Raw genomic sequence first — 21,816 nt, forward strand, 5'->3', positions numbered from 1 at the left:
CGCAGGTTGGCCGTTTCATTTGCGGCACGTTGAGGTGCCAGCGTGCTTACATCTTCACCACGTCGAGCAGCGTCTTCTTGCCCGCCTTGTAGTTGTAGAGCGAGATCACGCCGTGCTTGAGGTCGCCCTTCGCGTCGAAGGTCGTCTCGCCAATCACGCCCTTGAAGTCCGTGCTCGGGATCTGCGCGAGGACCTTCGCGTGGTCGATGGAGTTCGCGCGCTTCATCGCGTCGACGACGATGTACACAGCGTCATACGTGAACGGCGCGTCGAATTCGATCGGGTGACCGAAGCGCTTCTCGTACTTCGCCGCGAACGCCGCGCCGCCATTCATGCGCTCGACCGCCATGCCGGCCTGCGAGCATACGATGTTGTCCGTCGCTGCGCCCGCGAGTTCTGCGAGGCTTTCCGTGCACACGCCGTCGCCCGACAGCACTTTCGCGCGCAAACCGAGTTGCCTTGCCTGCTTCGCGAACGGGCCGCCGGTGGCGTCCATGCCGCCGTACATGATCGCGTCGGGGTTCTCGCCCTTGATCTTCGTGAGAATTGCGCGGAAATCGACGGCCTTGTCGTTGGTCGCGTCGTGCGAGAGCACCTTCATGCCGAGCGACTTCGCCGTCTTCTCGAACTCGTTCGCGAGGCCCTGGCCATACGCGGTCGAGTCGTCGACCACGGCCACGGTCTTCACGTTCAGGCTCTTGGCCGCGTAGTCGGCGAGCGCGGGGCCTTGCTGGGCGTCGGTCGCGACCACGCGGTACGTGGTCTTGAAGCCCTGCTGCGTGTACGAAGGATTGGTCGACGACGGCGAGATCTGCACGATGCCCGCGTCGCTGTAGATCTTCGAAGCCGGGATCGATGCGCCCGAGTTCAGGTGGCCGATCACGGCCACGACCTTGTCGTCTACCAGCTTCTGCGCGACCTGGGTGGCCTGGCGCGGGTCGGCGGCGTCGTCCTGGGCGTCGAGCGCGAGCGTGATCTTCTGGCCATCGATCGTGAGGCCCTTGGCGTTGATTTCCTCGATGGCGAGACGCGCGCCGTTCTCGTTGTCCTTGCCAAGGTGGGCCGAACCGCCCGTGAGCGGCCCGACGTGGCCGATCTTGACGACCTGGTCGGCCGCCGCGTTACCCGACAGCGCTGCGAGCGCCATGACCGCTGCGCTCACCGGCAGCAGCTTGTGAAGCTTGAACGTCATTGAACTTTCTCCTGCGTGTTTTTCTGGGAATACCCGTTCGTATAACAACCTTGGGCACGCGGCCTCACGCTTGTCATGCGCGCGCGTCCCTCTTCAACGCAGGGCCGGGTTCAAACCCGGTGGCCAGAGCGCCCAAAGGTCGGACAAATGTTAGCAGGACGCTTAACTTTGTGGTTGGGCTTTGGAAAGAACCTGCAGGCGAACGGAAAGGGAATCGCCGAGGCCTTGGTCTGAACGAAGGCGCGGCGGGGGAACGACGTAGAGATGGGAAAGGCGGGGAAAAACAGGACAGCGCGGAAGAGCACCGCGCTGTGTGAGAAGACCGGTTAGCGCCCCGGCTCGGGCGTGCGCTTGAAGCCATCGTCGGCGCTGACACCGCCCAGATGCGCCACATCGCCCCATGCGACTACGCGCGCCTGCGTCACGTAGTCGTCGCGTTCAAAATCGACGACATTCACGCTCGTGTTGAGGAGCGGCCACGCGCGCGGCGCGTCGAGCGCGAGGCCATTGGCAAAGCGGTACACGCAGTCGAGCACGCCTCCGTGCGCGACACACGCAATGCGGCCACCCGGATGTATGGCCAGGATCGGCTCGAGCGCGTGCAGCACGCGGTGGTAAAACTCGCGCTGCGACTCGCCCTCGGGCGGCGCGAAGCCGGGGTCGCGCGTTTGCCAGTGCGCGTACTCATCCGGAAAGCGCTCGGAGATTTCGTCGCTGTCGTGGCCCTGAAACGCGCCATAGTTGCGCTCGCGCAGGCCTTCGGTGAGCTGTATCGGCAAGCCCAGGGCTTCGGCAATGGGCCGCGCCGTCTGTTGCGCACGCAACAAGTCGCTCGACCAGATTGCGTCGAGCCGCGCACCCGACGGCACTTCTTTCGCGAGCCGTGCGCCCAGCTGCTGCGCCTGTGCCACGCCACTTTCAGCGAGCGGAATGTCGATATGTCCCTGGATGCGCTTGATGCGGTTCCAGTCCGTTTCGCCGTGGCGGATGAAGAGGATCTGCGTGTTCATGGTCAAAAGCGCATAGTCAAAAGCGTATGGTTCAGTTACGCACCTGCAGCCAGAACGTGACGGGGCCGTCGTTGACGAGCGACACCTGCATGTCGGCGCCGAATTCGCCGGTCTCGACAGTCGTATGCTTCTCGCGCGCGGCGGCGACGAAATAATCGAACAGACGCCGCCCTTCTTCGGGCGGCGCAGCCGGCGTGAAGCTCGGGCGCAGGCCGCTGTTCGTGTCGGCCGCCAGCGTGAACTGCGAGACGAGCAGCAGGCCGCCAGCGGCGCCGTTGCCGTCGATGTTCTGCACGCTCAGGTTCATCTTGCCCGCCGCGTCGCTGAACACGCGATACCCGAGCAGCTTCGCGAGCAGCTTGTCGGCATTGGCCTCGTTGTCGCCGCGCTCCGCGCAAACCAGCGCGAGCAGCCCCTGGCCGATCGCGCCGGTCACGCGCTCGCTTTCACCTTCGACCACGCGCACTTCGGCGCGGCGCACGCGCTGGATCAGCGCAATCATGCGGTGAGCGTGACGCGCGCGAAGCGGCGCTTGCCCACCTGCACGACGAACTCGCCCGCTTCGATTTTGAGGCCCTTGTCGGAGACGGTGGCGCCGTCGATCTTCACGCCGCCCTGTTCGATGTTGCGCAGCGCTTCGCTCGTGGACGGTACGAGCCCGGCCTGCTTGAGCAACTGGCCGATGGCGAGCGGCGCGCCTGCGAGCGTGACCGACGGAATGTCGTCCGGCACGCCGCCCTTGGCGCGATGGTTGAAGTCTTCGAGCGCGCGCTCGGCGTCGGCCTGCGAGTGAAAGCGCGCGACGATTTCCTGCGCGAGCAGCACCTTGAAGTCGCGCGGGTTGCGGCCTGCTTCGATCTCGCGCTTGAAGCCCTCGATTTCCGCCATCGGCCGGAACGAGAGCAGCGTGAAGTAACGCCACATCAGCACGTCGGAAATGCTCATGAGCTTGCCGAACATGTCGTTGGGCTTCTCGCTGATACCGATGTAGTTGTTCTTCGACTTCGACATCTTCTCGACGCCGTCGAGGCCTTCGAGCAGCGGCATCGTGAGAATGCACTGCTGTTCCTGGCCGTACTGCTTCTGCAGTTCGCGGCCAACGAGCAGGTTGAACTTCTGGTCCGTACCGCCGAGCTCGAGGTCCGCGTTGAGCGCGACCGAGTCGTAGCCCTGCATCAGCGGGTACAGGAATTCGTGGATCGAGATGGGCACGCCGCCCTGGAAGCGCTTGGTGAAGTCCTCGCGCTCCAGAATGCGCGCGACCGTGTAGCGCGACGCGAGCTTGATCATGCCGTCGGCGCCGAGCGGCATCGACCATTCGCTGTTGTAGCGGATTTCGGTCTTTTCGCGGTCGAGCACGAGCGCGGCCTGCTCGAAGTACGTTTTCGCGTTCGACTCGATCTGCTCGCGCGTGAGCGGCGGACGCGTGGCGTTGCGGCCCGACGGGTCGCCGATCAGCGAGGTGAAGTCGCCGATCAGGAAGATCACGTTGTGACCGAGATCCTGCAGCTGGCGCATCTTGTTGAGCACGACCGTATGACCGATGTGGATGTCGGGCGCGGTCGGGTCGAGGCCGAGCTTGATGCGCAGCGGCTTGCCGGTGGCCGCGCTGCGGGCGAGCTTCTGCTCGAATTCTTCTTCGATCAGCAGTTCGTCCACGCCGCGCTTCGTGACGGCAAGCGCGTGACGGACTTCGTCGGTGACCGGAAAGGCGTCTTTTGCGCCGGAAGTGGATGTGGACTCGTTGCTCATGCTTCGATCGGTTCTGTCGTTAAGTCTGGGTCTAGACCGAGATTTTACGTGATTCGACTCGCGAGGCTGAGGTTTGCGGGTGTTTGGGCCTCGCGCGCGCGGCGTTTGCTCGCGGCGCGCGCCAGGAACCCCGCGCTCAGGAACGGGTGGCGGCGCGCTCAACGCGCGGCACGCCCTTTGCGCGCGCCTGCCAGAGGTCGTAGGCGACCTGCATGGCGAGCCACAGATCGGCGCGGCCGCCGTTCTCCTCACCGAGCCATGCCTCGAGGCGCAGCGCCATTTCCGGCGAAATGCCGGCGCGGCCGTTGAGCACGCGCGAAAGCGCCGCGCGCGTGACGCCAAGCTGCGCCGCGGCCTCGGTCACCGTGAGCCCCAGCTCAGGGAGGATGTCCTCGCGCAGCGTTTCGCCGGGGTGCGGCGGGTTATGCATGCGTATCGTGTCGTTCATCTTGCTCGTGCCTCAGTGGTAGTCGTGATAGTCGACAAGGACCGCGTGGCGGCCTTCGAAAGCGAAAGTCAGGCGCCAGTTGCCGTTGACGAGAATTGCGTGGTGGCCGTCGAGACGGCCTTCCAGCGCATGGCAGCGCCAGCCCGCGACGTTCATGTCCCGCGGCGACTCGGCTTCGTCGAGCCGCGCCAACTGGCGCCGCAGGCGCGGTATGTGATCGGGCCGGATGCCCGCCTTGCTGCCGGTGAAGAAGAACGCCTTCAGCCCTTTGTGATTCCACGACTTGATCATGATTCTCCAGACTAAGCAGTTCGAACATGGGTGGGTCTGGAGCCCGGGTCCGGCTTGAGGCCGGTGCGCGCTATCCGTATAGCGTATAGGCTCACTATACGGATAGCGCGTTGCGCAGTCAACATAGAGGCTCAAGGGGTTGATTTCGCGCAGGGCTCCAGTGCCGCTCGCGCTCAAGCGGCGAAGAGGAGCGTCCCACGTCGGGAAGGCGGCCAACAGTCAGCCGTTCGGCTTACGCTCGAGCGGCATTACGCAGATAATTCCCTCGCAGGGCACTGAATTGCATTGATAAAGGAGCACAACGTGGCGCCACGAGACGCACGAAACGACAGCGCACACGCCGCCGACGGCGTGTATTTCGGCCTGATGTCGGGCACGAGCATGGATGGCGTGGACGGCATTGCCGTACGCTTCGAGGCGGGCCAGCGGCCCGTAGTGCTGGCCGAGGCGTTCGTCGGCTTCGCGCAGGGACTGCGTGAGGCGCTCTTTTCGTTGCAGCAACCAGGCGAGAACGAGATCGAGCGCGAAGCGCTCGCCGGCAACGCGCTGGCTGCGCGCTACGCGGTGTGCTGCCATGAGTTGCTGTGCGCGGGCAATGTTTCAGCGGCCGATGTGCGGGCAATCGGCGCGCATGGCCAGACCGTGCGGCATCGGCCGGAGAAGGGCTACACGGTGCAGATCCAGAACCCGGCGTTGCTCGCCGAACTCACGCACATCGACGTGATCGCCGACTTCCGCAGCCGCGACGTCGCCTCGGGCGGCCAGGGCGCGCCGCTCGTGCCCGCGTTCCACGCGACGCTGTTCGGCTCGCAGGAAGATACGCGCGTGGTCTGCAACCTGGGCGGCATCAGCAATATCACGGTGCTCTCGTCGACGGGCGGCGTGCGCGGCTTCGACTGCGGTCCGGCCAACGCCCTGCTCGACCTCTGGGCCGAGCGGCATCTGGGCAAGCCCTATGACGAGAACGGCAAGTTCGCCGCGAGCGGCAATCTGCATCAGCCGCTTCTGAATGCCCTGCTCGACGAACCGTTCTTCGAACAGCAGCCGCCCAAGAGCACCGGCCGCGATCTCTTCAACGCCCAGTGGCTCGACGACAAGCTCAAGGGCTTCGAGGCGCTCACGCCCGCCGACGTGCAGGCCACGCTGGTCGCACTGACCGCCGTGAGCGTGGCGCGCGAGATCGAGCGTCATGCGAGCGATTGCCGCGCCGTCTACGTCTGCGGCGGAGGCGCGCGCAATGCGGCTTTGATGGCGGCGCTGCAAAAGGCGCTCGAAACGGGCGGAGTGGCGGGCGTGCCAGTGATGACGACGGACGCGCTCGGCGTCCCGCCGCAACAGGTCGAGCCACTTGCGTTTGCGTGGCTCGCCATGCGCTGCGTGGCGCGCGAGCCGGGCAATCTCGCGGCCGTAACCGGGGCTGCCGGCGAGCGCGTGCTGGGAGCGATTTACCCGCGCTGAGTGAGCGCACTACTGAGCGCGCGCACCAATAAAAAACGGGGCCGAAGCCCCGTTTTTTATTGCAGCAAATCGATCAAACCGAGAACGACGAGCCGCAACCGCACGTGGTGGTCGCGTTCGGGTTCTTGATGACGAATTGCGCGCCATTAAGATCGTCCTTGTAGTCGATCTCGGCGCCGACGAGGTACTGATAGCTCATCGAGTCGATCAGAAGCTGGACGCCGTTGCGGTTCATCACGGTGTCGTCTTCATTGACCGTCTCGTCGAACGTGAATCCGTACTGGAAGCCCGAGCAGCCGCCGCCCTGCACGAATACGCGCAGCTTCAGCTCCGGGTTGCCTTCCTCGTCGATCAGTTGCTTGACCTTGTCAGCCGCTGCTTCGGTGAAAACGAAGGGACCGGGCATTTCGGTCGCGGTAGTTTCGGTGACAGCGCTCATTCGAACTCTCCAAAAAAGCTTCTAGCCGCTATTGTAGGGCTCTTCCCGATATCGTGCTTAAGCCCACAATATCAAGGGTTTCTCCAACCTTTCGCAGCTTGCGCGCCACACAAGGGACGCGCCGGTAAAACGAAAAAGCCGCCCGGCGCACGGGGCGCGGACGGCTTTTGCAGCAGCACCGTGCCCCGCGAAGGGCACAGGCCCGAAACGATTAACGCTTCGAGAACTGCTTGCGGCGACGTGCCTTGTGGAAACCGACCTTCTTACGTTCCACTTCACGTGCGTCACGCGTAACGAAGCCAGCTTGCGACAGTGCCGGCTTGAGCGTTGCGTCGTAGTCCATCAGCGCGCGCGTGATGCCGTGGCGAACTGCGCCGGCCTGGCCGGTTTCGCCGCCGCCCGTCACGTTCACCTTGATGTCGAACGTCGTGCCGTGGTTCGTGAGTTCCAGCGGTTGACGCACGATCATCAGCGACGTTTCGCGCGAGAAGTAGTCGGCGATGGGCTTGCCGTTGACGACGATTTCGCCCTTGCCCGACTTGATGAAGACACGAGCGACCGCGCTCTTGCGGCGGCCCGTACCGTAATTCCAGTTACCGATCATGTGGGCTCCCCTTAGATCTCGAGCGCCTTCGGCTGTTGCGCCGAGTGCGGGTGCGTTGCGTCAGCGTAGACCTTCAGCTTCTTGATCATCGCGTAGCCGAGCGGGCCCTTCGGCAGCATGCCCTTCACGGCCTTCTCGAGCGCGCGGCCCGGGAAGCGTTCTTGCATCTTGCCGAACGTCGTTTCGTAGATACCGCCCGGGTAACCCGAGTGACGGTAGTACTTCTTGTCGGTGGTCTTGTTGCCCGTGACCTTCAGCTTGCCGGCGTTGATGATGATGATGAAATCACCAGTGTCGACGTGCGGGGTGAACTCAGGCTTGTGTTTGCCGCGAAGACGGCGTGCCACTTCGCTGGCGACACGGCCGAGAACCTTATCCGTCGCGTCAATCACGTACCATTCGCGCTGCACTTCATGTGCCTTGGCGGAAAAAGTCTTCATGATCGATCCAAAAAAAATGCTGTGCCCAGTTTTGGTCCTGCTTGTATGGTGACGCTCGTTGACGTCGGCGCAGGCTCTCCCTGTTTTTCTCCCGCGGGCATGGATGCGGGAAACCTACGATTATAAAGGGAAATTTGGCCGCAAGTCAAAAAAATTGCTTGCGGCAGAGGCAAAACGTAGGCGGCAGACGAAAAAAAGCCCGAACGCGTTGTTCGGGCTTAATCCACTCTTTGGAGGAGGGTGGAGGAGACATGCTGAGGTGTCGTGAAGCACGATAACCAATGAGATGAATTATACGGATGGGCCTTGTGCGGCGCAAGAGGATTTGCATTGCGAAATCAAGAACCACAATGTGAAATTCACTAATGATGGCACGCCGAAAATAAATTCCTTAAAAATCATCATCCTGCGAAGAGACGCCGCGAAAATCATGCGGCACGACTAGAGCGAAACCCCTAATTGCGTAAGGGAAATCTGCCTTGTTCTTAGGATGCCGCGCCGCAACATTCAAGCACGTGGCATAAGCCGCGCGCCGCGGCGCCCCCTCGGGCATACCAGTAAGGCGCGGGCTACAATGCCGTCTGAATCAAGAAACCGCGCAGAGGCATACGTACATGGAATGCAAAGTTAGCTGGATGGGTCAGGACGGCATGGCGTTCGCAGCCGAAACGGGCAGCGGCCACCTCGTCAACATGGACGGCGCGCCGGAAGGCGGCGGCCACAACCTCGCGCCGCGGCCGATGGAAATGGTGCTGCTCGGCACCGGCGGCTGCACGGCCTACGACGTGGTGCTGATTCTCAAGAAGAGCCGCCAGGAAGTGAGCGGCTGCAGCGTGACGCTCAAGGCCGAGCGCGCCAGCGAAGACCCGAAGGTCTTCACGAAGATCCACTTCCACTTCACCATGACCGGCAAGAACCTGAACCCGGCCACCGTTGAGCGCGCGATCAACCTTTCGCACGACAAGTACTGCTCGGCGTCGATCATGATCGGCAAGACCGCCGAGATCACGCATACGTTCGAGATCGTCGCGGCTTAAGATCCGCGGCAAGCTTGGCTGCAAACGAAAAAGCCGGCGCGGTTCTTCGATGAACCGCGCCGGCTTTTTGCATGAATGAGGCTGCAAAGCGGGCCGATAAGCCGGATTCTGTGCACACGCCGCGTCCGAAGACGCGCCGCGCGTGGCAGCCATTCCTCTAGGCGCGCCATTGCTGACGCGCTCAAGCTTCCTACCCGCAGACGGAATGGGGGCCCCATCCTGCATCCCGAAGATGCGCGCCTGCCTACTTGGAATTGCTCCGGGTGGAGGTTACCGTGCCGTCTACGTCACCGCAGACGCGGTGCGCTCTTACCGCACCGTTTCACCCTTACCTGATCCCGACCGAAATCGGGCCATCGGCGGTCTGTTCTCTGTTGCCCTGTTCCGCGTGTCGCCACGGATGGCCGTTAGCCATCACCCTGCCCTGTGGAGTCCGGACTTTCCTCGCCTCCTTGGCCGAAACCTCGGAGCCGCGACTGCCTGGCCTGCTTTGCGAGGCGCGATATTAGCACGCGCGGGCGCCTGGCGCCTGGGGCCGGATCGCTAGCGGCCCCGAAGCCTTTTAGCGCGCGCGGCGGCCTGCCCGAAAGACCATGGCGTCGTCATAGAACGACGGGGCCTCGTTTTGCGCCCACCAGCCCGGAATGCCGAGCACCGGCAGCGGCGCGAAGCTGCGCCCGTTGAGCGCGGCGTCGGTCGCGAGCGTGGCGCTCACCGTCTCGTCCAGATACGCGTCGCGTTGCGCGCGCGGCCACGTGAAATACGCTTGCGGCACCTCGACCACCCACGCGTGCGCCGTGCATGCCGCATAAGGCGAGATCAATTTTTCGAGCAGGGCATGGCCGAAGACGCGGACTTCGCAACGGGCCTTGCCAATCGTCTCTTCGAGAGTCGCTTCCCAGCCCGCGCGCTGCGTCACGAACAGCGTGCGCCAGTCGAAGCCGCGCAGCGCAGCGATCAGCACCGCGTCCGAAGAGGCGTAGAGCACCGCATTCTCGTCGAACAGCGTGAGCGCGTCGCGCACGCCGCCGCGTGCGGGACCCACGCCCAGCACGTCGATTGCTGCGGCCTGGCGTGCGTTAAGCGTCGCCTTGATGCGCGGGAACGCGAACCAGGCGAGTGCGTTGAAGAAGTCGTGGAGGTTGTGGCGCGTCGGCACGCAGCCCGTCGCTGCGATATGCGCCTCGTAGGCCGAGCCTTCGGGCAGATCGTCCTGGGCGATGAAGCGCAGCGGCTGGCCACGGCCCGTGCTCTGGGCAGCGGCCACCGCATCGGCGTTCAGTTCATCCAGGTACGTCGCGTAGCCCGCCAGCGCAGCCTGCTGCCATCGCCGGCCTCGTGCTTCGTGTTGCGCGAACCAGGGGCGCGTCCAGTCGACGTCGGTAAAACTGCCCAGCGGCATGGTCCTGCGCGGAGCACGCGCAAGCATCGGTGCGGGCGCATCGACTGCGTGGGCTGCACCGATCGTTGCCCCCGCAGCCACACCCTGCCCCGCCTCGTTCAAGCGAGTTTCCAGCCGATCGTCTCGCCGCCGCGCAGCGGCACGACGGGCGTGTCGCCCGCTTCGACTTCGGCGGGCAGCGTCCAGGTCTCACGGCGCAGCGTGACCGTTTCGGTCGCGCGCGGCACGCCGTAGAAGTCCGCGCCGTAAAAGCTCGCGAAGCCCTCGAGCTTGTCGAGCGCGCCTGCGTTGTCGAATGCTTCGGCGTACAGCTCGAGCGCGTGCAGCGCCGTGTAGCAGCCCGCGCAGCCGCACGCATGCTCCTTCAGGCCCTTCGGGTGCGGTGCGCTGTCGGTGCCGAGGAAGAAGCGATGATCTCCCGAAGTCGCCGCCTCCACGAGCGCCACGCGATGCGTCTCGCGCTTGAGCACGGGCAGGCAGTAGTAATGCGGACGAATGCCGCCCTGGAAGATCGCGTTGCGGTTGTAGAGCAGGTGATGCGCGGTGATCGTCGCGCCGAGCAGACCCGGAGCAGCGTGATCGGCGCGGATGTAGTCGACGGCGTCCTTCGTCGTGATGTGCTCGAACACCACCTTGAGCGCCGGGAAATCGCGGCGCAGCGGCGTCATCACGCGGTCGATGAAGACCTTCTCGCGATCGAACAAGTCGATGTCGGCGCTCGTCACTTCACCGTGCACGAGGAGCGGCATGCCCACTTCCTGCATCGCTTCGAGCGTTTTCGCGCACTTGCGGATGTCCGTCACGCCGGCGTCCGAATTCGTCGTCGCGCCCGCCGGATATAGCTTCACGCCGTGCACGAAGCCGCTCGCCTTCGCGCTGCGAATCTCCTCGGGCGGCGTGTTGTCGGTGAGATAAAGCGTCATCAGCGGCTCGAACGTCGAGCCCGCCGGCAGCGCCGCGAGAATGCGCTCGCGGTAGGCGGCGGCCTGCTCCGTCGTCGTGACGGGCGGCTTGAGGTTCGGCATGATGATCGCGCGGCCGAACTGGCGCGCCGTATGCGGGAGCACCGCTGCGAGCATGGCGCCGTCGCGCACGTGCAGGTGCCAGTCGTCGGGGCGGGCGAGCGTAAGAGTCGTGAGGGAAGAGGCGTTCATGGCAGGAATCAGGCGCGGTAATGAGTGAGCAGCGAAATTCCGGGCATATCACTGCAAAAAGCGCGGCGTTGAGCGCTACAGGACCAACGCACGCATTGCCCGCACCGTCGCGTACACACGACAATTTGTGCTGCATTGACGCCGGCTCGCGCGCTTCTACGCAAGCCTGCAATGCATCCGACAAAATTCGTATTGGCGACCCGCAGGCCGGTGATATGCTTGGAAAATCATTATTGTACCGGGTCGACGGCGGGTCCCGCCCACCGCTGCAGCCGCCGCACGAGCCGTCTCAGTCGCTTTAGTTGCATCACGCACCATCAGCACCATGTGCCAACTTCTCGGAATGAATTGCGCCGCGCCGACGGACGTCACGTTCTCCTTCACAGGATTCGCGGCGCGCGGCGGCGCCACCGATCACCACGCCGACGGCTGGGGTATCGCGTTCTTCGAGGACAAGGCCTGCCGCCTCTTCATCGACAACGAGGCTTCGGCGCGTTCGCCGATCGCCGAGATGGTCAAGCACTACCCCATCAAGTCGCGCAACACCATCGCCCACATCCGCAAGGCCACGCAGGGCAACTGCGCGCTCGAGAACAGTCATCCGTTCCAGCGCGAGCTGTGGGGTCGGCACTGGATCTTCGCGCACAACGGCGACCTGCAGGACTTCAATCCGGTGATGTCGGGCGTGTATCAGCCGGTTGGCACGACCGATAGCGAGCGTGCGTTCTGCTTCCTGCTGCAAGGCTTGCGCAAGGCGTTCCCAGGCGCTCAGCCGCCGCTCGACGAACTGTTCGCCGCGCTCGAGTCGCTCACGCGCGAGGTCACGCAGTTCGGCGTCTTCAACTTCCTGATGTCGAACGGCCAGGCGCTGTTCGCGCATTGCTCGACGCATCTCTACTACCTCGTGCGCCGCTGGCCGTTTTCGACGGCGCATCTCGTCGATGCCGACGTCTCCATCGACTTCGCCAAGTACACGACGCCCGAGGACCGCGTGGCCGTGATCGCCACCGCGCCGCTCACCGACAACGAGGTCTGGACGCGCTTCGCCCCCGGCGACCTGCTGATGTTCCAGCATGGCGACGTGATCGCCCAGACGCGAGTGCCGGTGCCGCAGAAGGTGCTCGACAAGCTCGCCAATCCTTCGCTCGACGCATCGGCCAGCGCACCGTGCGCCGGGCAGCCGGGCGAGATCGACGTGGAAGCCGTGGCCGCACTGCAGACCTGGGGCGAGTAAGCCCCGCGACGCCCTAAACGAAAAAAGCCGCGCATCGAGCGCGGCTTTTTTTCGAGCATACAAAGCTTCAGTGCAGGATCTTCGCCAGAAAGTCCTTCGCGCGATCCGACTTCGGGCTCGCAAAGAAGGCTTCCTTCTGGTCGTCCTCGACGATGAGCCCCTGGTCCATGAAGATCACGCGGTGCGCGACCTTCTTGGCAAAGCCCATTTCGTGCGTCACGCACATCATGGTCATGCCTTCCTGGGCAAGCTCCACCATCACGTCGAGCACCTCGTTGATCATCTCGGGGTCGAGCGCCGAGGTCGGCTCGTCGAACAGCATGGCGATGGGGTCCATCGAGAGCGCGCGTGCAATCGCCACGCGCTGCTGCTGACCGCCCGAGAGCTGGCCCGGGAATTTGTCGGCATGCGCGCGCAGACCCACGCGGTCGAGCAGCTTCAGGCCCTTTTGCGTGGCCTCGTCCTTGCCGCGGCCGAGCACCTTGATCTGCGCGAGCGTGAGATTCTCGGTGATCGACAGATGCGGGAACAGCTCGAAGTGCTGGAACACCATGCCCACCTTCGAGCGCAGCTTCGAGAGATTGGTGCGCTTGTCGCCCACCGACTCGCCGTTCACGAGGATCTCGCCCTGCTGGAACGGTTCGAGCCCGTTGACGGTCTTGATGAGCGTGGACTTGCCCGAGCCCGAAGGCCCGCACACCACCACCACCTCGCCCTTTTTCACTTCCGTCGTGCAGTCGGTCAGCACCTGAAACTGGCCGTACCACTTCGAAACGTTCTTAATTGAAATCATCTTGCGACCTTTTTCTGAAGACCTTTCACAAGGCTCGACGCGATCACGCAAATCACGAAATAACACGCGCCCGCGAACAGTACCATCTCGACCATCGTCCCGTCACGATCGCCGATATTGGTGGCCGTGCGGAAGAAGTCGGCGAGGCTGATCACGTACACGAGCGAGGTGTCCTGAAACAGCACGATGGCCTGCGTGAGCAACAGCGGCACCATCGCGCGGAACGCCTGCGGCAGCACCACGTATTGCATGGCCTGGCCGTAGCGCATGCCGAGCGCGAACGAAGCGTTCACCTGCCCACGCGGCACCGCCTGAATGCCCGCGCGAATGATCTCCGAATAATACGCGGCCTCGAAGAGCGAGAACGCGATCATGGCGGAAGCCAGGCGAATGTCGATGTCGGGCGAAAGGCCCAGCAAGTTTTGCAGCACCTGCGGCACGATCAGGAAGAACCACAGCAGGACCATCACGAGCGGGATCGAGCGGAAGATCGTGACGTAGCCCTTGGCGAACCATTCGAGCGGCTTCACGCTCGACAGGCGCATGAGCGCAAGCAGCGTCCCCCACAGAATGCCGACCACGATCGCACACAGCGTGATCTTGAACGTGATGATCGCTCCCGTCCACAGCGTGGGCATCGCGCCCGGAATACCGCTCCAGTCGAAGTGATGCATCACTTGCCTCCGATGTAGCCGGGCAGACGCGACTTCGCCTCGACCCAGCGCATGAGCGTCATGACGACGAGGTTGATGATCACGTAAGCGAGCGTGACTGCGATGAACGACTCATAAGTCTGCGCCGTGTAGTCGACGAGCTGACGCGCCTGGGCCGACAGATCGAGCAGGCCGATCGTCGAAGCGACCGCCGAGTTCTTGAAGATGTTGAGGAACTCGGAGGTGAGCGGCGGCACGATGATGCGATACGCCACGGGCAGCAGCACATAGCGGTACGTCTGCCACTGCGTGAAGCCCATTGCGAGCCCGGCTGCGCGCTGGCCGCGCGGCAGCGCATTGATGCCCGAGCGCACCTGTTCGCACACGCGCGCCGCGGTAAACAGCCCGAGACATACGACCGACGCCGAAAAGAACTGCACGCCCGGCGGCGACTGCTTGAACGCATTGCCTAGCGATTGCGGAACGATTTCCGGCAGCACGAAATACCAGATGAAGAACTGCGCGATGAGCGGAATATTGCGGAAGATCGCCACGTAAACCGTGCCAACGCCCGCAAGAAACCTGTTTGGCACCGTGCGCAGCACGCCGAAGAACGACCCGACGATGAGCGCGATCACCCACGCGCACAGCGACACCGAGACCGTCACCCAGAGGCCGGAGAGGATCCAGCCCAGGTACGTGGTGGGTTCGCCCGTCGAGACCGGGCTGAGCAGAATGCCCCAGTTCCAGTGATAGGACATAAAGAGACTCCAAGAAAAAGAACGGAAGAAGCGGCGCTTCTTCCGTTCCGTGCTAAACGCTAAATGCGGGTCGACCGGCCGGGGCCGTGTTAGTCGATCGCCTTGTCGTTCGGATTCTTGAACAGCGCTTTCATGTCGTCGCTCATCGGGAAGTTCAGGTTGAGACCCTTCGGCGGGATCGGCGACTCGAACCACTTCTTGTAGATCGCTTCGGCTTCGCTCGAAGTCTGCACCTTGGCGATGGCGTCGTCAGCAACCTTCTTGAACTCGGGATCGTTCTTGCGCATCATGCAGCCGTACGCTTCACGCGACTGCGGCTGGCCGACGATCACGAAGTCGCCCGGGTTGTTCGACTTGGCGCGCTCGCCCGCGAGCAGCGCGTCGTCCATCATGAACGCCACGGCGCGGCCCGTGGAGAGCGTCATGAACGACTCGCCGTGGTCCTTCGCGCTGATGATGTTCATGCCCATGCTCTTGTCCTGGTTCATCTTGCGCAGGAGGCGCTCGGACGTCGTGCCTGCCGTCGTCACAACGGTCTTGCCCTTGAGGTCGGCGAAGTCCTTGATGCCCGAGTCCTTCTTCGTCATGAGGCGCGTGCCGATCACGAAGATCGTGTTCGTGAAGGCGGCCTGCTGCTGACGTTCGGCATTGTTCGTGGTCGAGCCGCATTCGATGTCCACCGTGCCGTTCTGCACGAGCGGAATGCGGTTCTGCGACGTGATGGGCACCATCTTGACCTTCAGATTAGGCATGTTCAGCTTCTGCTTGACCGCTTCGACGATTTTCATCGCGTAGTCTTGCGAGTAGCCGATCACATTCTGCTTGTCGTCGTAGTACGAAAAAGGAATGGACGACTCGCGGTGCCCCAGCGAGATGACGCCCGTGTCCTTGATCTTCTTGAGTGTGCCCGCGTCCTGCGCGAAAGCGCTGGTGGCGACGAAACCAAGGAGTGCGAGCAGAGAGGCGGTCTTTTTGATTTGCATTGTTTTCTCCGGTACAAGAACCGCCGTTAGTTTAGCAAAGTAATTATTCTGAAAGAATTAAGAGTGACCCTGGCACAACGCCGGAAAGTGCGAAGGCGGACGCCCCCTTGTGGAGAACGTCCGCCTTCTATGCGCCTTGATGTGCAGCGCAAAAACTTGTCACTGATTCGTCATGCGATCAGGGGTACAGACCGCGCATTTCGCGCGCCATCAGGATGCGTTTACATGCAACGATGAAAGCAGCGGTACGCATCGAGACCTTCTGCTCGCTCGAGACCTGCCAAACCGCCGTAAACGCTTCACGCATCACGCGCTCGAGACGTTCGTTGATCTCGTGCTCGGTCCAGAAGAAGCTCGAGAAGTCCTGCACCCACTCGAAGTACGAAACAGTCACGCCGCCCGCGTTGGCCACTACGTCGGGGATCACGAGAATGCCCTTGTCGTGCAGGATGTCGTCCGCCGCCGTCGTGGTCGGGCCGTTCGCGCCTTCCACGATGATCTTCGTACGGATCTTGCCCGCGTTCTTTTCCGTGATCTGGTTTTCCAGCGCGGCCGGAATGAGGATGTCGGTTTCGACGGTCCAGAATTCGTCGTTCGCCATGACTTCAGCGCCCGAGAAGCCCGCCACGCCGCCCGTCTTCGCGACGTGCTCGAGCAGCGCTTCCGCGTTCATGCCGCTCGAGTTGTAGAGCGAGCCGGTATGGTCTTGCACGGCCACGATCTTCGAGCCCGCTTCCTGGAAGAGGCGTGCGGCAATGCCGCCCACGTTGCCGAAGCCCTGCACGGCAATGCGTGCGCCATCGATCGACAGACCCGTGCGGCGCGCGGCCTCGCAGCCGACGACGAACACGCCGCGGCCCGTGGCTTCGCGGCGGCCGAGCGAGCCGCCGAGCGAGATGGGCTTGCCCGTCACGACGCCCGTAGCCGTCTGGCCCTGGTTCATCGAGTAGGTGTCCATCATCCACGCCATGATCTGCTCGTTCGTGTTGACGTCCGGCGCGGGAATGTCGGTGTTCGGTCCGATGATGATGCCGATTTCGCTGGTGTAGCGGCGCGTCACGCGCTCGAGCTCACCACGCGAGAGCGTGCGCGGATCGACGCGGATACCGCCCTTCGCGCCGCCGTACGGCACGTTCACTGCAGCGTTCTTCACCGACATCCACGCGGACAGCGCCATTACTTCGGAGAGCGTAACGTCCTGGTGATAACGCACGCCGCCCTTGCCGGGACCACGCGACACGTTGTGCTGGACACGATAGCCTTCGAAGTGCGCAACGGTGCCGTTGTCGAGTTCGATGGGGCAGTCGACGATCAGGATGCGCTTCGGACGCTTGAGCGTCTCAAGCCAGCGCGAGAGCGAGCCGAGATACGGCGCCACGCGGTCGACCTGACGAAGATAGTTGCCCCAGGGGCCGAGATCATCGGCGTGGAGATAGGAAGGAACCGACTGCAGTTGGGATGACATGAACGCTCCGATCGAACAAGTGGTGCCATTGTCAGAAAACGCCCATCTGAAATCCAATGCCGTTTGATCATCCCGTTATGCTTTTCGTGCATAACGTCCCCGAAGTCGAAAAAACGTGTCGCGGGCGCCGTGGCTCAAGCCTTACAGGCTGAAATAGCCTGACTGTTTGCGTGGCTGCTCTGAACTCACATTGCCGCTTCGTCAGCGCTTGCCCTGCGCAAGTTCCTCGCTGACTGCCTCCCACAATTCGCGCACGAGCGCCTGGCGCGCGTCGTCGCCCTGCGTCGCGAGCTTGTCGCGATAGAGGCGAATCTCCATGTCGAGCGTGAACTGGCCCTCCGGCACGCCACGCGTACCGCGGTCGAGGCGGATCAGCTCGCCCTGGGCCACGGCGTCCTCCACCGCGCTGTGCGGCAAAAAGGCGATGCCGTGACCGGCCAGTGTCATCGCCTTGAGCCCTTCTGCCATGTCGGTTTCGTACACGCGGTCCAGATAGAGCCGCGCCGGTGCGTTGGCAACGATCACCTCGGTCATGCGGCCGAGATACGCATTCGGCGTGTAGGAGAGATACGGTGTGGGCGCATCGGGCGTGCCGGGCAGCGTGTAACGCGCACGCCCCGCGCGCTGCGGCGCCGAATACGGGCTGATCGACTCGATGCCGAGCGTCAGCGTGTCGTAACGCGCGGGGTCGAGCGTCACGGGGTGGCTCGGGTGGTGATAGCCCATCACGAGATCGCAGCCGCCTTCCACGAGCGAGAGCACGGCGTCGTGCACGTTCAACGCGCGCAGCCGCGTATGGATACGGCCGAGCTTCGCCTCGATGCGCTGCAGCCAGCGCGGAAAATACGTGAGCGAAAGCGTGTGCGGCACGGCGAACTCGATCGTCGCCGCGGGTGTGGCCGTATGGCCGCGCAACAGCGTGCGCGCCTCGTGAAACTGCGAGAGCATCGCGAGCGCCTGCTCGTAGAAGACCTGGCCCGCCGCGGTGAGGCGCGTCGGATAAACCGATCGATCGATCAGCTCGGTGCCGAGCCACGCTTCGAGCGCCTGGATGCGGCGCGAAAAGGCCGGCTGCGTCACGTGGCGCAGTTCGGCCGAGCGGCTGAAACTATGCGTCTCCGCCAGCGAAACGAAGTCTTCGAGCCATTTGAGTTCCATGCGGGCCAACGTGCGGATGCGAAGTCCGCATTCTAGGCCCGCGGGCGCACGCCTGGGCGCCGGCGCGGCGAATTTCGCGCGCCGCGGCGGCCGGATGCCTTAGCGGGACGCCTCGGAGAGCGCGACTTCCAGGTCGGCGACCACGCCGCTCCAGTCGCCGAGCGTGGATTGGCGGAATACGCGCGCCGATGGATACCAGACCGAACCGGCGCGATCCTTGCCCCAGCGCCAGTCAGGCTGCGCGGCAAGCAGCACCCAAACGGGCTTGCCCAGCGCGCCTGCCAGGTGCGCCACCGACGTATCGACCGTGATCACGAGGTCGAGCGCCTCGATGAGCGCCGCCGTGGCCGCGAAGTCGTGCAGATCGTCGCCGAGCGCATCCATCGGCCAGCGGCCCGCAACCGGCGCGAGCTGCGCGGCCCCAGGACCCTTCTGGATCGCGAACCAGGCGTTGCCGGTGAGCGCGGAGAGCGGCAGAAGCGACTTGAGCGGCACGGAACGGAAAGCGTCGAAATGGTGGCGCGGGTTGCCCGCCCAGACGATCCCGATACGGCGACGCGCGGCGCCGGCCAGCGCGTTCACACGTGCGCGCCAGGCTGCCGCCTGCACGGTGTCGGCGCGCATATACGGCATGTCGGCGTAGATGGGCCGGCCAGGAAATTTCAGCGGCAGGCTCATCACATCGCACCAGTAGTCGTATTCCGATGCGATGGTTTCGTCGCTCGGCGCAGCGTCGAGCACGCGTGCCACGCCCGGCACCGTGGCAGCGAGCGACGCCAGTTCCGGCGCGACCCACGCGTGGACCTGCGCGCCCATCTGCGCGAGCAGGCCCGCATAGCGTACGAACTGGATCTGGTCGCCCACGCCCTGCTCGCGGCAAATCAGGAAGCGCTTGCCCTCGAGCGGCTCGCCTTGCCATTCGGCGCATGGCCGCTTGCGGTAGTTGGCCTTGGCGGTCGAGGTGAGCTTGCGGTTCTCGAAGAGCGGCCAGCCGCCTTCGTAGTCTTCGCGCCGCAGCATCAGCATGCCGAGCTGAAAGCGCGATTCCGGCAAGTCGGGATTGAGCTCCAGTGCGCGGCGATAGTAGACCTCCGCCTCGTCGTAGCGCGCCAGCGCGGTCAGCGCGAATGCCAGATTGTTGATAATGCCCGCGCCATCGGGCTTGAGTTCCGCGGCACGCCGGTAAAGCGGAATGGCCTCTTCATAGCGGTGCATCGCGTCGTAGGCATAGCCAAGTTCGAAGAGCGCGACCACGTTGTCGGGCTCGCGTGCGATCACGCGCTCGAAGCAGGCGGCCGCTTCGGCGTGCTTCTCCGTCGCGCGCAGCAGCCGGCCCATGTGGATCAGCGTCTTCAGATCGCGGGGATCGAGCGCGGCGGCTGTGCGGAACGCCTCAAGTGCGGCATCTTTTTCACCGTTGGCTTCCAGTGCGCGCCCGAGATTGAACGCAAAGTGCGCGGATTGCGGCTCCAGCGAACGCGCATGCCGATAGTGCTGCGCGGCGCCGGCGATATCGCCGAGTTCCATCAGCGCATTGCCGAGATTGTTGTGCGCGTTCGCGAAAGCGGGTGCAAGCGCCAGCGCCTTGCGCTGCCAGGCGGCAGCGCCTGCATGGTCGCCCAGGCGGGTCGCGACCACGCCCCGGTTGGCCAGATATTCGGCGTTGTCGGGCGTCTGCGCGAGCGCGCGGTCTATCAGGGCGGCGGCTTCCGTCAGCTGGTTGCGGCCGAGCGCAATCACGCCAAGGTAGTGCAGCGCGTCGGGATGTTCGGGGTGCGCATCGAGTGCGGACGCGTAAAGGTCCTGCGCGTCGTCGATCTGGCCCGCGCGGTGGTAAGCGAGACCGGCGTCGATCAGTGCAGCGGCCTGTTCGGATGAGAGAGTGGGAGCATCGGTTGTCATGGTGGCAAATATTTGATTAAGCGCAAACTTTTGATGTGAGCGCACTCTATCTCCGTCTCAAAACTTCCGATCCCGTTAAGACAGTGGCGCGACGGAACGCCTCAGTGCCCGTCGCAAACGGCCACTGACAGCGCCGGCCTCGGCCCCTGTCGGCGAGGTGATAAAATCTCGGGTTCCCGCCGTCTTTAATCTGACTGCAACCGACTGCCAACTGAGCGTAACGCGCCACGTTACGTCCCCATCATGTCCGACACTCGTCCCGATACCCTCTTCGCGCTCAACGCGCTCTCCCCGCTCGACGGCCGCTACGCCTCGAAAACCGAAGCGCTGCGCGACTGGCTCTCGGAAGCCGCGTTCATGCGCAACCGCGTGACCGTAGAAATTCACTGGCTGATCGCGCTGTCGCAGGCCGGCTTCGCGGAAGTGCCGCGCTTCTCGCAAGCGTCGGAGCAATTCCTGCTCAAGCTCGCCGAGAACTTCACGGCGCACGACGCCGCGCGCATCAAGGACATCGAGCGCGTGACGAACCACGACGTGAAGGCCGTGGAGTACTGGCTCAAGGAGTCGGTGAAGGGTCAGCCGGAACTGGAGCGCGCAAGCGAGTTCATCCACTTCGCCTGCACCTCGGAAGACATCAACAACACGTCGCACGGCCTGATGCTCGCGGGCGCACGTGAGCACGTGATCCTGCCGGCGCTGCGCTCGGTGCATCAGCGGCTCGTCACGCTCTCGCACACGCATGCCGAGCAGCCGATGCTCTCGCGCACGCACGGCCAGCCGGCCAGCCCCACCACGCTCGGCAAGGAAATCGCCAACGTTGCGGCACGTCTCGCGCGCGCGATCCAGCGCATCGAGAAGGTCGAACTGCTCGGCAAGATGAACGGTGCGGTCGGCAACTTCAACGCGCACCTTTCGGCGTATCCGGAATTCGACTGGGAAGCGTTCTCGAAGGAAGTCGTCGAGCAGCGCCTGAAGCTCACGTTCAACCCGTACACGATCCAGATCGAGCCGCACGACTACATGGCGGAACTGTTCGACGCCGTGGCACGCGCGAACACGATCCTGCTCGACCTCGACCGCGACGTGTGGGGCTACATCTCGCTCGGCTACTTCAAGCAGAAGACGAAGGCCGGCGAAATCGGTTCGTCGACGATGCCGCACAAGGTCAACCCGATCGACTTCGAGAACTCGGAAGGCAACCTCGGCCTCGCGAACGCCACACTGCGTCACCTCGCCGACAAGCTGCCTGTTTCGCGCTGGCAGCGCGACCTCACCGACTCGACGGTGCTGCGCAACATCGGCGTGGCCTTCGGCTACTCGCTGCTCGCGTACGACGCGCTGATCCGCGGTCTGGACAAGCTCGAAGTGAACCCGCAGCGCCTGAACGACGACCTCGACGCCACGTGGGAAGTGCTGGCCGAGCCGGTGCAAACGGTCATGCGCCGCTACGGCATCGAGAACCCGTACGAGCAGTTGAAGGAACTCACGCGCGGCAAGGGCATCACGCGCGAAGCGCTGCAGACGTTCGTCAGCGGTCTCGCGATTCCTGAAGACGCGAAGAAGCGTCTGCTGGAAATGACGCCTGCATCGTACGTCGGCAAGGCGGTGGAACTGGCGAAGCGGATTTCGTAATCGCTACA

The 21,816-nt window shown here is 63.7% G+C and carries 22 protein-coding genes and 1 other RNA gene; 4 read left to right on the top strand and 19 right to left on the bottom strand.

Features of this window, described 5'->3' with window-relative positions; genetic code table 11:
• Nucleotides 1-46: 46 nt before the first annotated feature.
• From VSR72_RS10890 to VSR72_RS10915, 6 genes are all read right to left on the bottom strand, one after another.
• Nucleotides 47-1,192, bottom strand: coding sequence for a branched-chain amino acid ABC transporter substrate-binding protein (locus VSR72_RS10890; protein ID WP_342952373.1), 1,146 nt, complete (start codon nucleotides 1,190-1,192; stop codon nucleotides 47-49).
• Nucleotides 1,193-1,518: 326 nt separating this feature from the next.
• Nucleotides 1,519-2,202 carry a histidine phosphatase family protein gene (locus VSR72_RS10895; RefSeq protein WP_342952374.1) on the bottom strand — a complete coding sequence of 228 codons (684 nt, stop codon included), beginning with the start codon at nucleotides 2,200-2,202 and terminating at the stop codon, nucleotides 1,519-1,521.
• A 31-nt stretch (nucleotides 2,203-2,233) separates the two neighbouring features.
• The gene (gene dtd, locus VSR72_RS10900) at nucleotides 2,234-2,704 is read right to left on the bottom strand and encodes a D-aminoacyl-tRNA deacylase (protein ID WP_342952375.1); all 471 of its coding nucleotides are present in this window, start codon (nucleotides 2,702-2,704) and stop codon (nucleotides 2,234-2,236) included.
• Nucleotides 2,701-3,954, bottom strand: coding sequence for a tyrosine--tRNA ligase (tyrS, locus tag VSR72_RS10905; protein WP_342952376.1), 1,254 nt, complete (start codon nucleotides 3,952-3,954; stop codon nucleotides 2,701-2,703). Before tyrS ends, dtd begins: the two co-directional genes overlap by 4 nt.
• A 136-nt stretch (nucleotides 3,955-4,090) precedes the next feature.
• Nucleotides 4,091-4,402, bottom strand: a complete 312-nt coding sequence (locus VSR72_RS10910; RefSeq protein ID WP_342952377.1) for a HigA family addiction module antitoxin — start codon at nucleotides 4,400-4,402, stop codon at nucleotides 4,091-4,093.
• Nucleotides 4,403-4,414: 12 nt separating this feature from the next.
• Nucleotides 4,415-4,693 (bottom strand): type II toxin-antitoxin system RelE/ParE family toxin, encoded by a 279-nt coding sequence (locus VSR72_RS10915; protein WP_342952378.1) that lies wholly within the window; start codon nucleotides 4,691-4,693, stop codon nucleotides 4,415-4,417.
• A gap of 303 nt (nucleotides 4,694-4,996) precedes the next feature.
• Between VSR72_RS10915 and VSR72_RS10920 the strand changes: the two genes are divergently transcribed.
• Nucleotides 4,997-6,151, top strand: coding sequence for an anhydro-N-acetylmuramic acid kinase (locus tag VSR72_RS10920; protein WP_342952379.1), 1,155 nt, complete (start codon nucleotides 4,997-4,999; stop codon nucleotides 6,149-6,151).
• A 73-nt stretch (nucleotides 6,152-6,224) separates the two neighbouring features.
• Here the strand turns inward: VSR72_RS10920 and erpA are convergent, their stop codons facing one another.
• The 3 genes from erpA to rplM all read right to left on the bottom strand — a co-directional run bounded on the left by erpA (nucleotide 6,225) and on the right by rplM (nucleotide 7,634).
• Complete coding sequence (gene erpA, locus VSR72_RS10925; RefSeq protein WP_042262553.1) at nucleotides 6,225-6,590, bottom strand: iron-sulfur cluster insertion protein ErpA; 366 nt, start codon at nucleotides 6,588-6,590, stop codon at nucleotides 6,225-6,227.
• A 211-nt stretch (nucleotides 6,591-6,801) separates the two neighbouring features.
• A complete protein-coding gene (rpsI, locus tag VSR72_RS10930) occupies nucleotides 6,802-7,194 on the bottom strand; it encodes a 30S ribosomal protein S9 (protein ID WP_028209425.1) in 393 nt (130 codons plus the stop codon).
• A gap of 11 nt (nucleotides 7,195-7,205) precedes the next feature.
• Nucleotides 7,206-7,634, bottom strand: coding sequence for a 50S ribosomal protein L13 (gene rplM / locus VSR72_RS10935; RefSeq protein ID WP_027795838.1), 429 nt, complete (start codon nucleotides 7,632-7,634; stop codon nucleotides 7,206-7,208).
• Between the two features lie 614 nt (nucleotides 7,635-8,248).
• Here rplM and VSR72_RS10940 point away from each other — a divergent pair.
• Entirely contained in the window at nucleotides 8,249-8,671 is a 423-nt protein-coding gene (locus VSR72_RS10940; protein ID WP_342952380.1) for an OsmC family protein, read from the top strand.
• 81 nt (nucleotides 8,672-8,752) lie between these two features.
• On the opposite strand, the gene rnpB is transcribed toward VSR72_RS10940, so the two are convergent.
• The 3 genes from rnpB to pyrC form a co-directional block, all read right to left on the bottom strand.
• Nucleotides 8,753-9,163, bottom strand: an RNA gene (gene rnpB, locus VSR72_RS10945) — RNase P RNA component class A.
• A gap of 70 nt (nucleotides 9,164-9,233) precedes the next feature.
• Nucleotides 9,234-10,100 (bottom strand): DUF3025 domain-containing protein, encoded by an 867-nt coding sequence (locus tag VSR72_RS10950; RefSeq protein WP_342952437.1) that lies wholly within the window; start codon nucleotides 10,098-10,100, stop codon nucleotides 9,234-9,236.
• 71 nt (nucleotides 10,101-10,171) lie between these two features.
• Nucleotides 10,172-11,227, bottom strand: a complete 1,056-nt coding sequence (pyrC, locus tag VSR72_RS10955; protein WP_342952381.1) for a dihydroorotase — start codon at nucleotides 11,225-11,227, stop codon at nucleotides 10,172-10,174.
• A 325-nt stretch (nucleotides 11,228-11,552) separates the two neighbouring features.
• On the opposite strand from pyrC, the gene VSR72_RS10960 reads away from it, so the two are divergent.
• Nucleotides 11,553-12,461: a class II glutamine amidotransferase gene (locus tag VSR72_RS10960; protein WP_342952382.1), complete on the top strand. Its 909-nt coding sequence runs from the start codon at nucleotides 11,553-11,555 to the stop codon at nucleotides 12,459-12,461.
• 67 nt (nucleotides 12,462-12,528) lie between these two features.
• Here the strand turns inward: VSR72_RS10960 and VSR72_RS10965 are convergent, their stop codons facing one another.
• The 7 genes from VSR72_RS10965 to VSR72_RS10995 form a co-directional block, all read right to left on the bottom strand.
• Nucleotides 12,529-13,254, bottom strand: coding sequence for an amino acid ABC transporter ATP-binding protein (locus VSR72_RS10965; RefSeq protein ID WP_342952383.1), 726 nt, complete (start codon nucleotides 13,252-13,254; stop codon nucleotides 12,529-12,531).
• On the bottom strand, nucleotides 13,251-13,928 hold the full coding sequence (gltK, locus tag VSR72_RS10970) for a glutamate/aspartate ABC transporter permease GltK (RefSeq protein WP_342952384.1): 678 nt from the start codon (nucleotides 13,926-13,928) through the stop codon (nucleotides 13,251-13,253). The genes VSR72_RS10965 and gltK overlap by 4 nt, the downstream gene beginning before the upstream one ends.
• The gene (locus tag VSR72_RS10975) at nucleotides 13,928-14,668 is read right to left on the bottom strand and encodes an amino acid ABC transporter permease (protein WP_342952385.1); all 741 of its coding nucleotides are present in this window, start codon (nucleotides 14,666-14,668) and stop codon (nucleotides 13,928-13,930) included. Before VSR72_RS10975 ends, gltK begins: the two co-directional genes overlap by 1 nt.
• 89 nt (nucleotides 14,669-14,757) lie before the next feature.
• Nucleotides 14,758-15,651, bottom strand: a complete 894-nt coding sequence (locus VSR72_RS10980; protein ID WP_342952386.1) for a glutamate/aspartate ABC transporter substrate-binding protein — start codon at nucleotides 15,649-15,651, stop codon at nucleotides 14,758-14,760.
• A gap of 178 nt (nucleotides 15,652-15,829) precedes the next feature.
• A complete protein-coding gene (locus tag VSR72_RS10985; RefSeq protein ID WP_342952387.1) occupies nucleotides 15,830-17,116 on the bottom strand; it encodes a Glu/Leu/Phe/Val dehydrogenase in 1,287 nt (428 codons plus the stop codon).
• A gap of 201 nt (nucleotides 17,117-17,317) precedes the next feature.
• Nucleotides 17,318-18,274 (bottom strand): LysR family transcriptional regulator, encoded by a 957-nt coding sequence (locus VSR72_RS10990; RefSeq protein WP_028201941.1) that lies wholly within the window; start codon nucleotides 18,272-18,274, stop codon nucleotides 17,318-17,320.
• A gap of 99 nt (nucleotides 18,275-18,373) precedes the next feature.
• Nucleotides 18,374-20,176, bottom strand: coding sequence for a tetratricopeptide repeat protein (locus VSR72_RS10995; protein WP_342952388.1), 1,803 nt, complete (start codon nucleotides 20,174-20,176; stop codon nucleotides 18,374-18,376).
• Between the two features lie 243 nt (nucleotides 20,177-20,419).
• On the opposite strand from VSR72_RS10995, the gene purB reads away from it, so the two are divergent.
• Complete coding sequence (gene purB, locus VSR72_RS11000) at nucleotides 20,420-21,808, top strand: adenylosuccinate lyase (protein WP_342952389.1); 1,389 nt, start codon at nucleotides 20,420-20,422, stop codon at nucleotides 21,806-21,808.
• Nucleotides 21,809-21,816 lie beyond the last annotated feature (8 nt).

It is taken from the genome of Paraburkholderia sp. JHI869 (genome assembly GCF_038900775.1).
Taxonomy (GTDB): domain Bacteria; phylum Pseudomonadota; class Gammaproteobacteria; order Burkholderiales; family Burkholderiaceae; genus Paraburkholderia.

Bases quoted from the DNA above. Each gene is read 5' to 3' on its own strand.
- VSR72_RS10890 (WP_342952373.1), bottom strand. From the start codon at position 1,192: ATGACGTTCAAGCTTCACAAGCTGCTGCCGGTGAGCGCAGCGGTCATG.
- VSR72_RS10895 (WP_342952374.1), bottom strand. From the start codon at position 2,202: ATGAACACGCAGATCCTCTTCATCCGCCACGGCGAAACGGACTGGAAC.
- dtd (WP_342952375.1), bottom strand. From the start codon at position 2,704: ATGATTGCGCTGATCCAGCGCGTGCGCCGCGCCGAAGTGCGCGTGGTC.
- tyrS (WP_342952376.1), bottom strand. From the start codon at position 3,954: ATGAGCAACGAGTCCACATCCACTTCCGGCGCAAAAGACGCCTTTCCG.
- VSR72_RS10910 (WP_342952377.1), bottom strand. From the start codon at position 4,402: ATGAACGACACGATACGCATGCATAACCCGCCGCACCCCGGCGAAACG.
- VSR72_RS10915 (WP_342952378.1), bottom strand. From the start codon at position 4,693: ATGATCAAGTCGTGGAATCACAAAGGGCTGAAGGCGTTCTTCTTCACC.
- erpA (WP_042262553.1), bottom strand. From the start codon at position 6,590: ATGAGCGCTGTCACCGAAACTACCGCGACCGAAATGCCCGGTCCCTTC.
- rpsI (WP_028209425.1), bottom strand. From the start codon at position 7,194: ATGATCGGTAACTGGAATTACGGTACGGGCCGCCGCAAGAGCGCGGTC.
- rplM (WP_027795838.1), bottom strand. From the start codon at position 7,634: ATGAAGACTTTTTCCGCCAAGGCACATGAAGTGCAGCGCGAATGGTAC.
- VSR72_RS10940 (WP_342952380.1), top strand. From the start codon at position 8,249: ATGGAATGCAAAGTTAGCTGGATGGGTCAGGACGGCATGGCGTTCGCA.
- VSR72_RS10950 (WP_342952437.1), bottom strand. From the start codon at position 10,100: ATGCTTGCGCGTGCTCCGCGCAGGACCATGCCGCTGGGCAGTTTTACC.
- pyrC (WP_342952381.1), bottom strand. From the start codon at position 11,227: ATGAACGCCTCTTCCCTCACGACTCTTACGCTCGCCCGCCCCGACGAC.
- VSR72_RS10960 (WP_342952382.1), top strand. From the start codon at position 11,553: ATGTGCCAACTTCTCGGAATGAATTGCGCCGCGCCGACGGACGTCACG.
- VSR72_RS10965 (WP_342952383.1), bottom strand. From the start codon at position 13,254: ATGATTTCAATTAAGAACGTTTCGAAGTGGTACGGCCAGTTTCAGGTG.
- gltK (WP_342952384.1), bottom strand. From the start codon at position 13,928: ATGCATCACTTCGACTGGAGCGGTATTCCGGGCGCGATGCCCACGCTG.
- VSR72_RS10975 (WP_342952385.1), bottom strand. From the start codon at position 14,668: ATGTCCTATCACTGGAACTGGGGCATTCTGCTCAGCCCGGTCTCGACG.
- VSR72_RS10980 (WP_342952386.1), bottom strand. From the start codon at position 15,651: ATGCAAATCAAAAAGACCGCCTCTCTGCTCGCACTCCTTGGTTTCGTC.
- VSR72_RS10985 (WP_342952387.1), bottom strand. From the start codon at position 17,116: ATGTCATCCCAACTGCAGTCGGTTCCTTCCTATCTCCACGCCGATGAT.
- VSR72_RS10990 (WP_028201941.1), bottom strand. From the start codon at position 18,274: ATGGAACTCAAATGGCTCGAAGACTTCGTTTCGCTGGCGGAGACGCAT.
- VSR72_RS10995 (WP_342952388.1), bottom strand. From the start codon at position 20,176: ATGACAACCGATGCTCCCACTCTCTCATCCGAACAGGCCGCTGCACTG.
- purB (WP_342952389.1), top strand. From the start codon at position 20,420: ATGTCCGACACTCGTCCCGATACCCTCTTCGCGCTCAACGCGCTCTCC.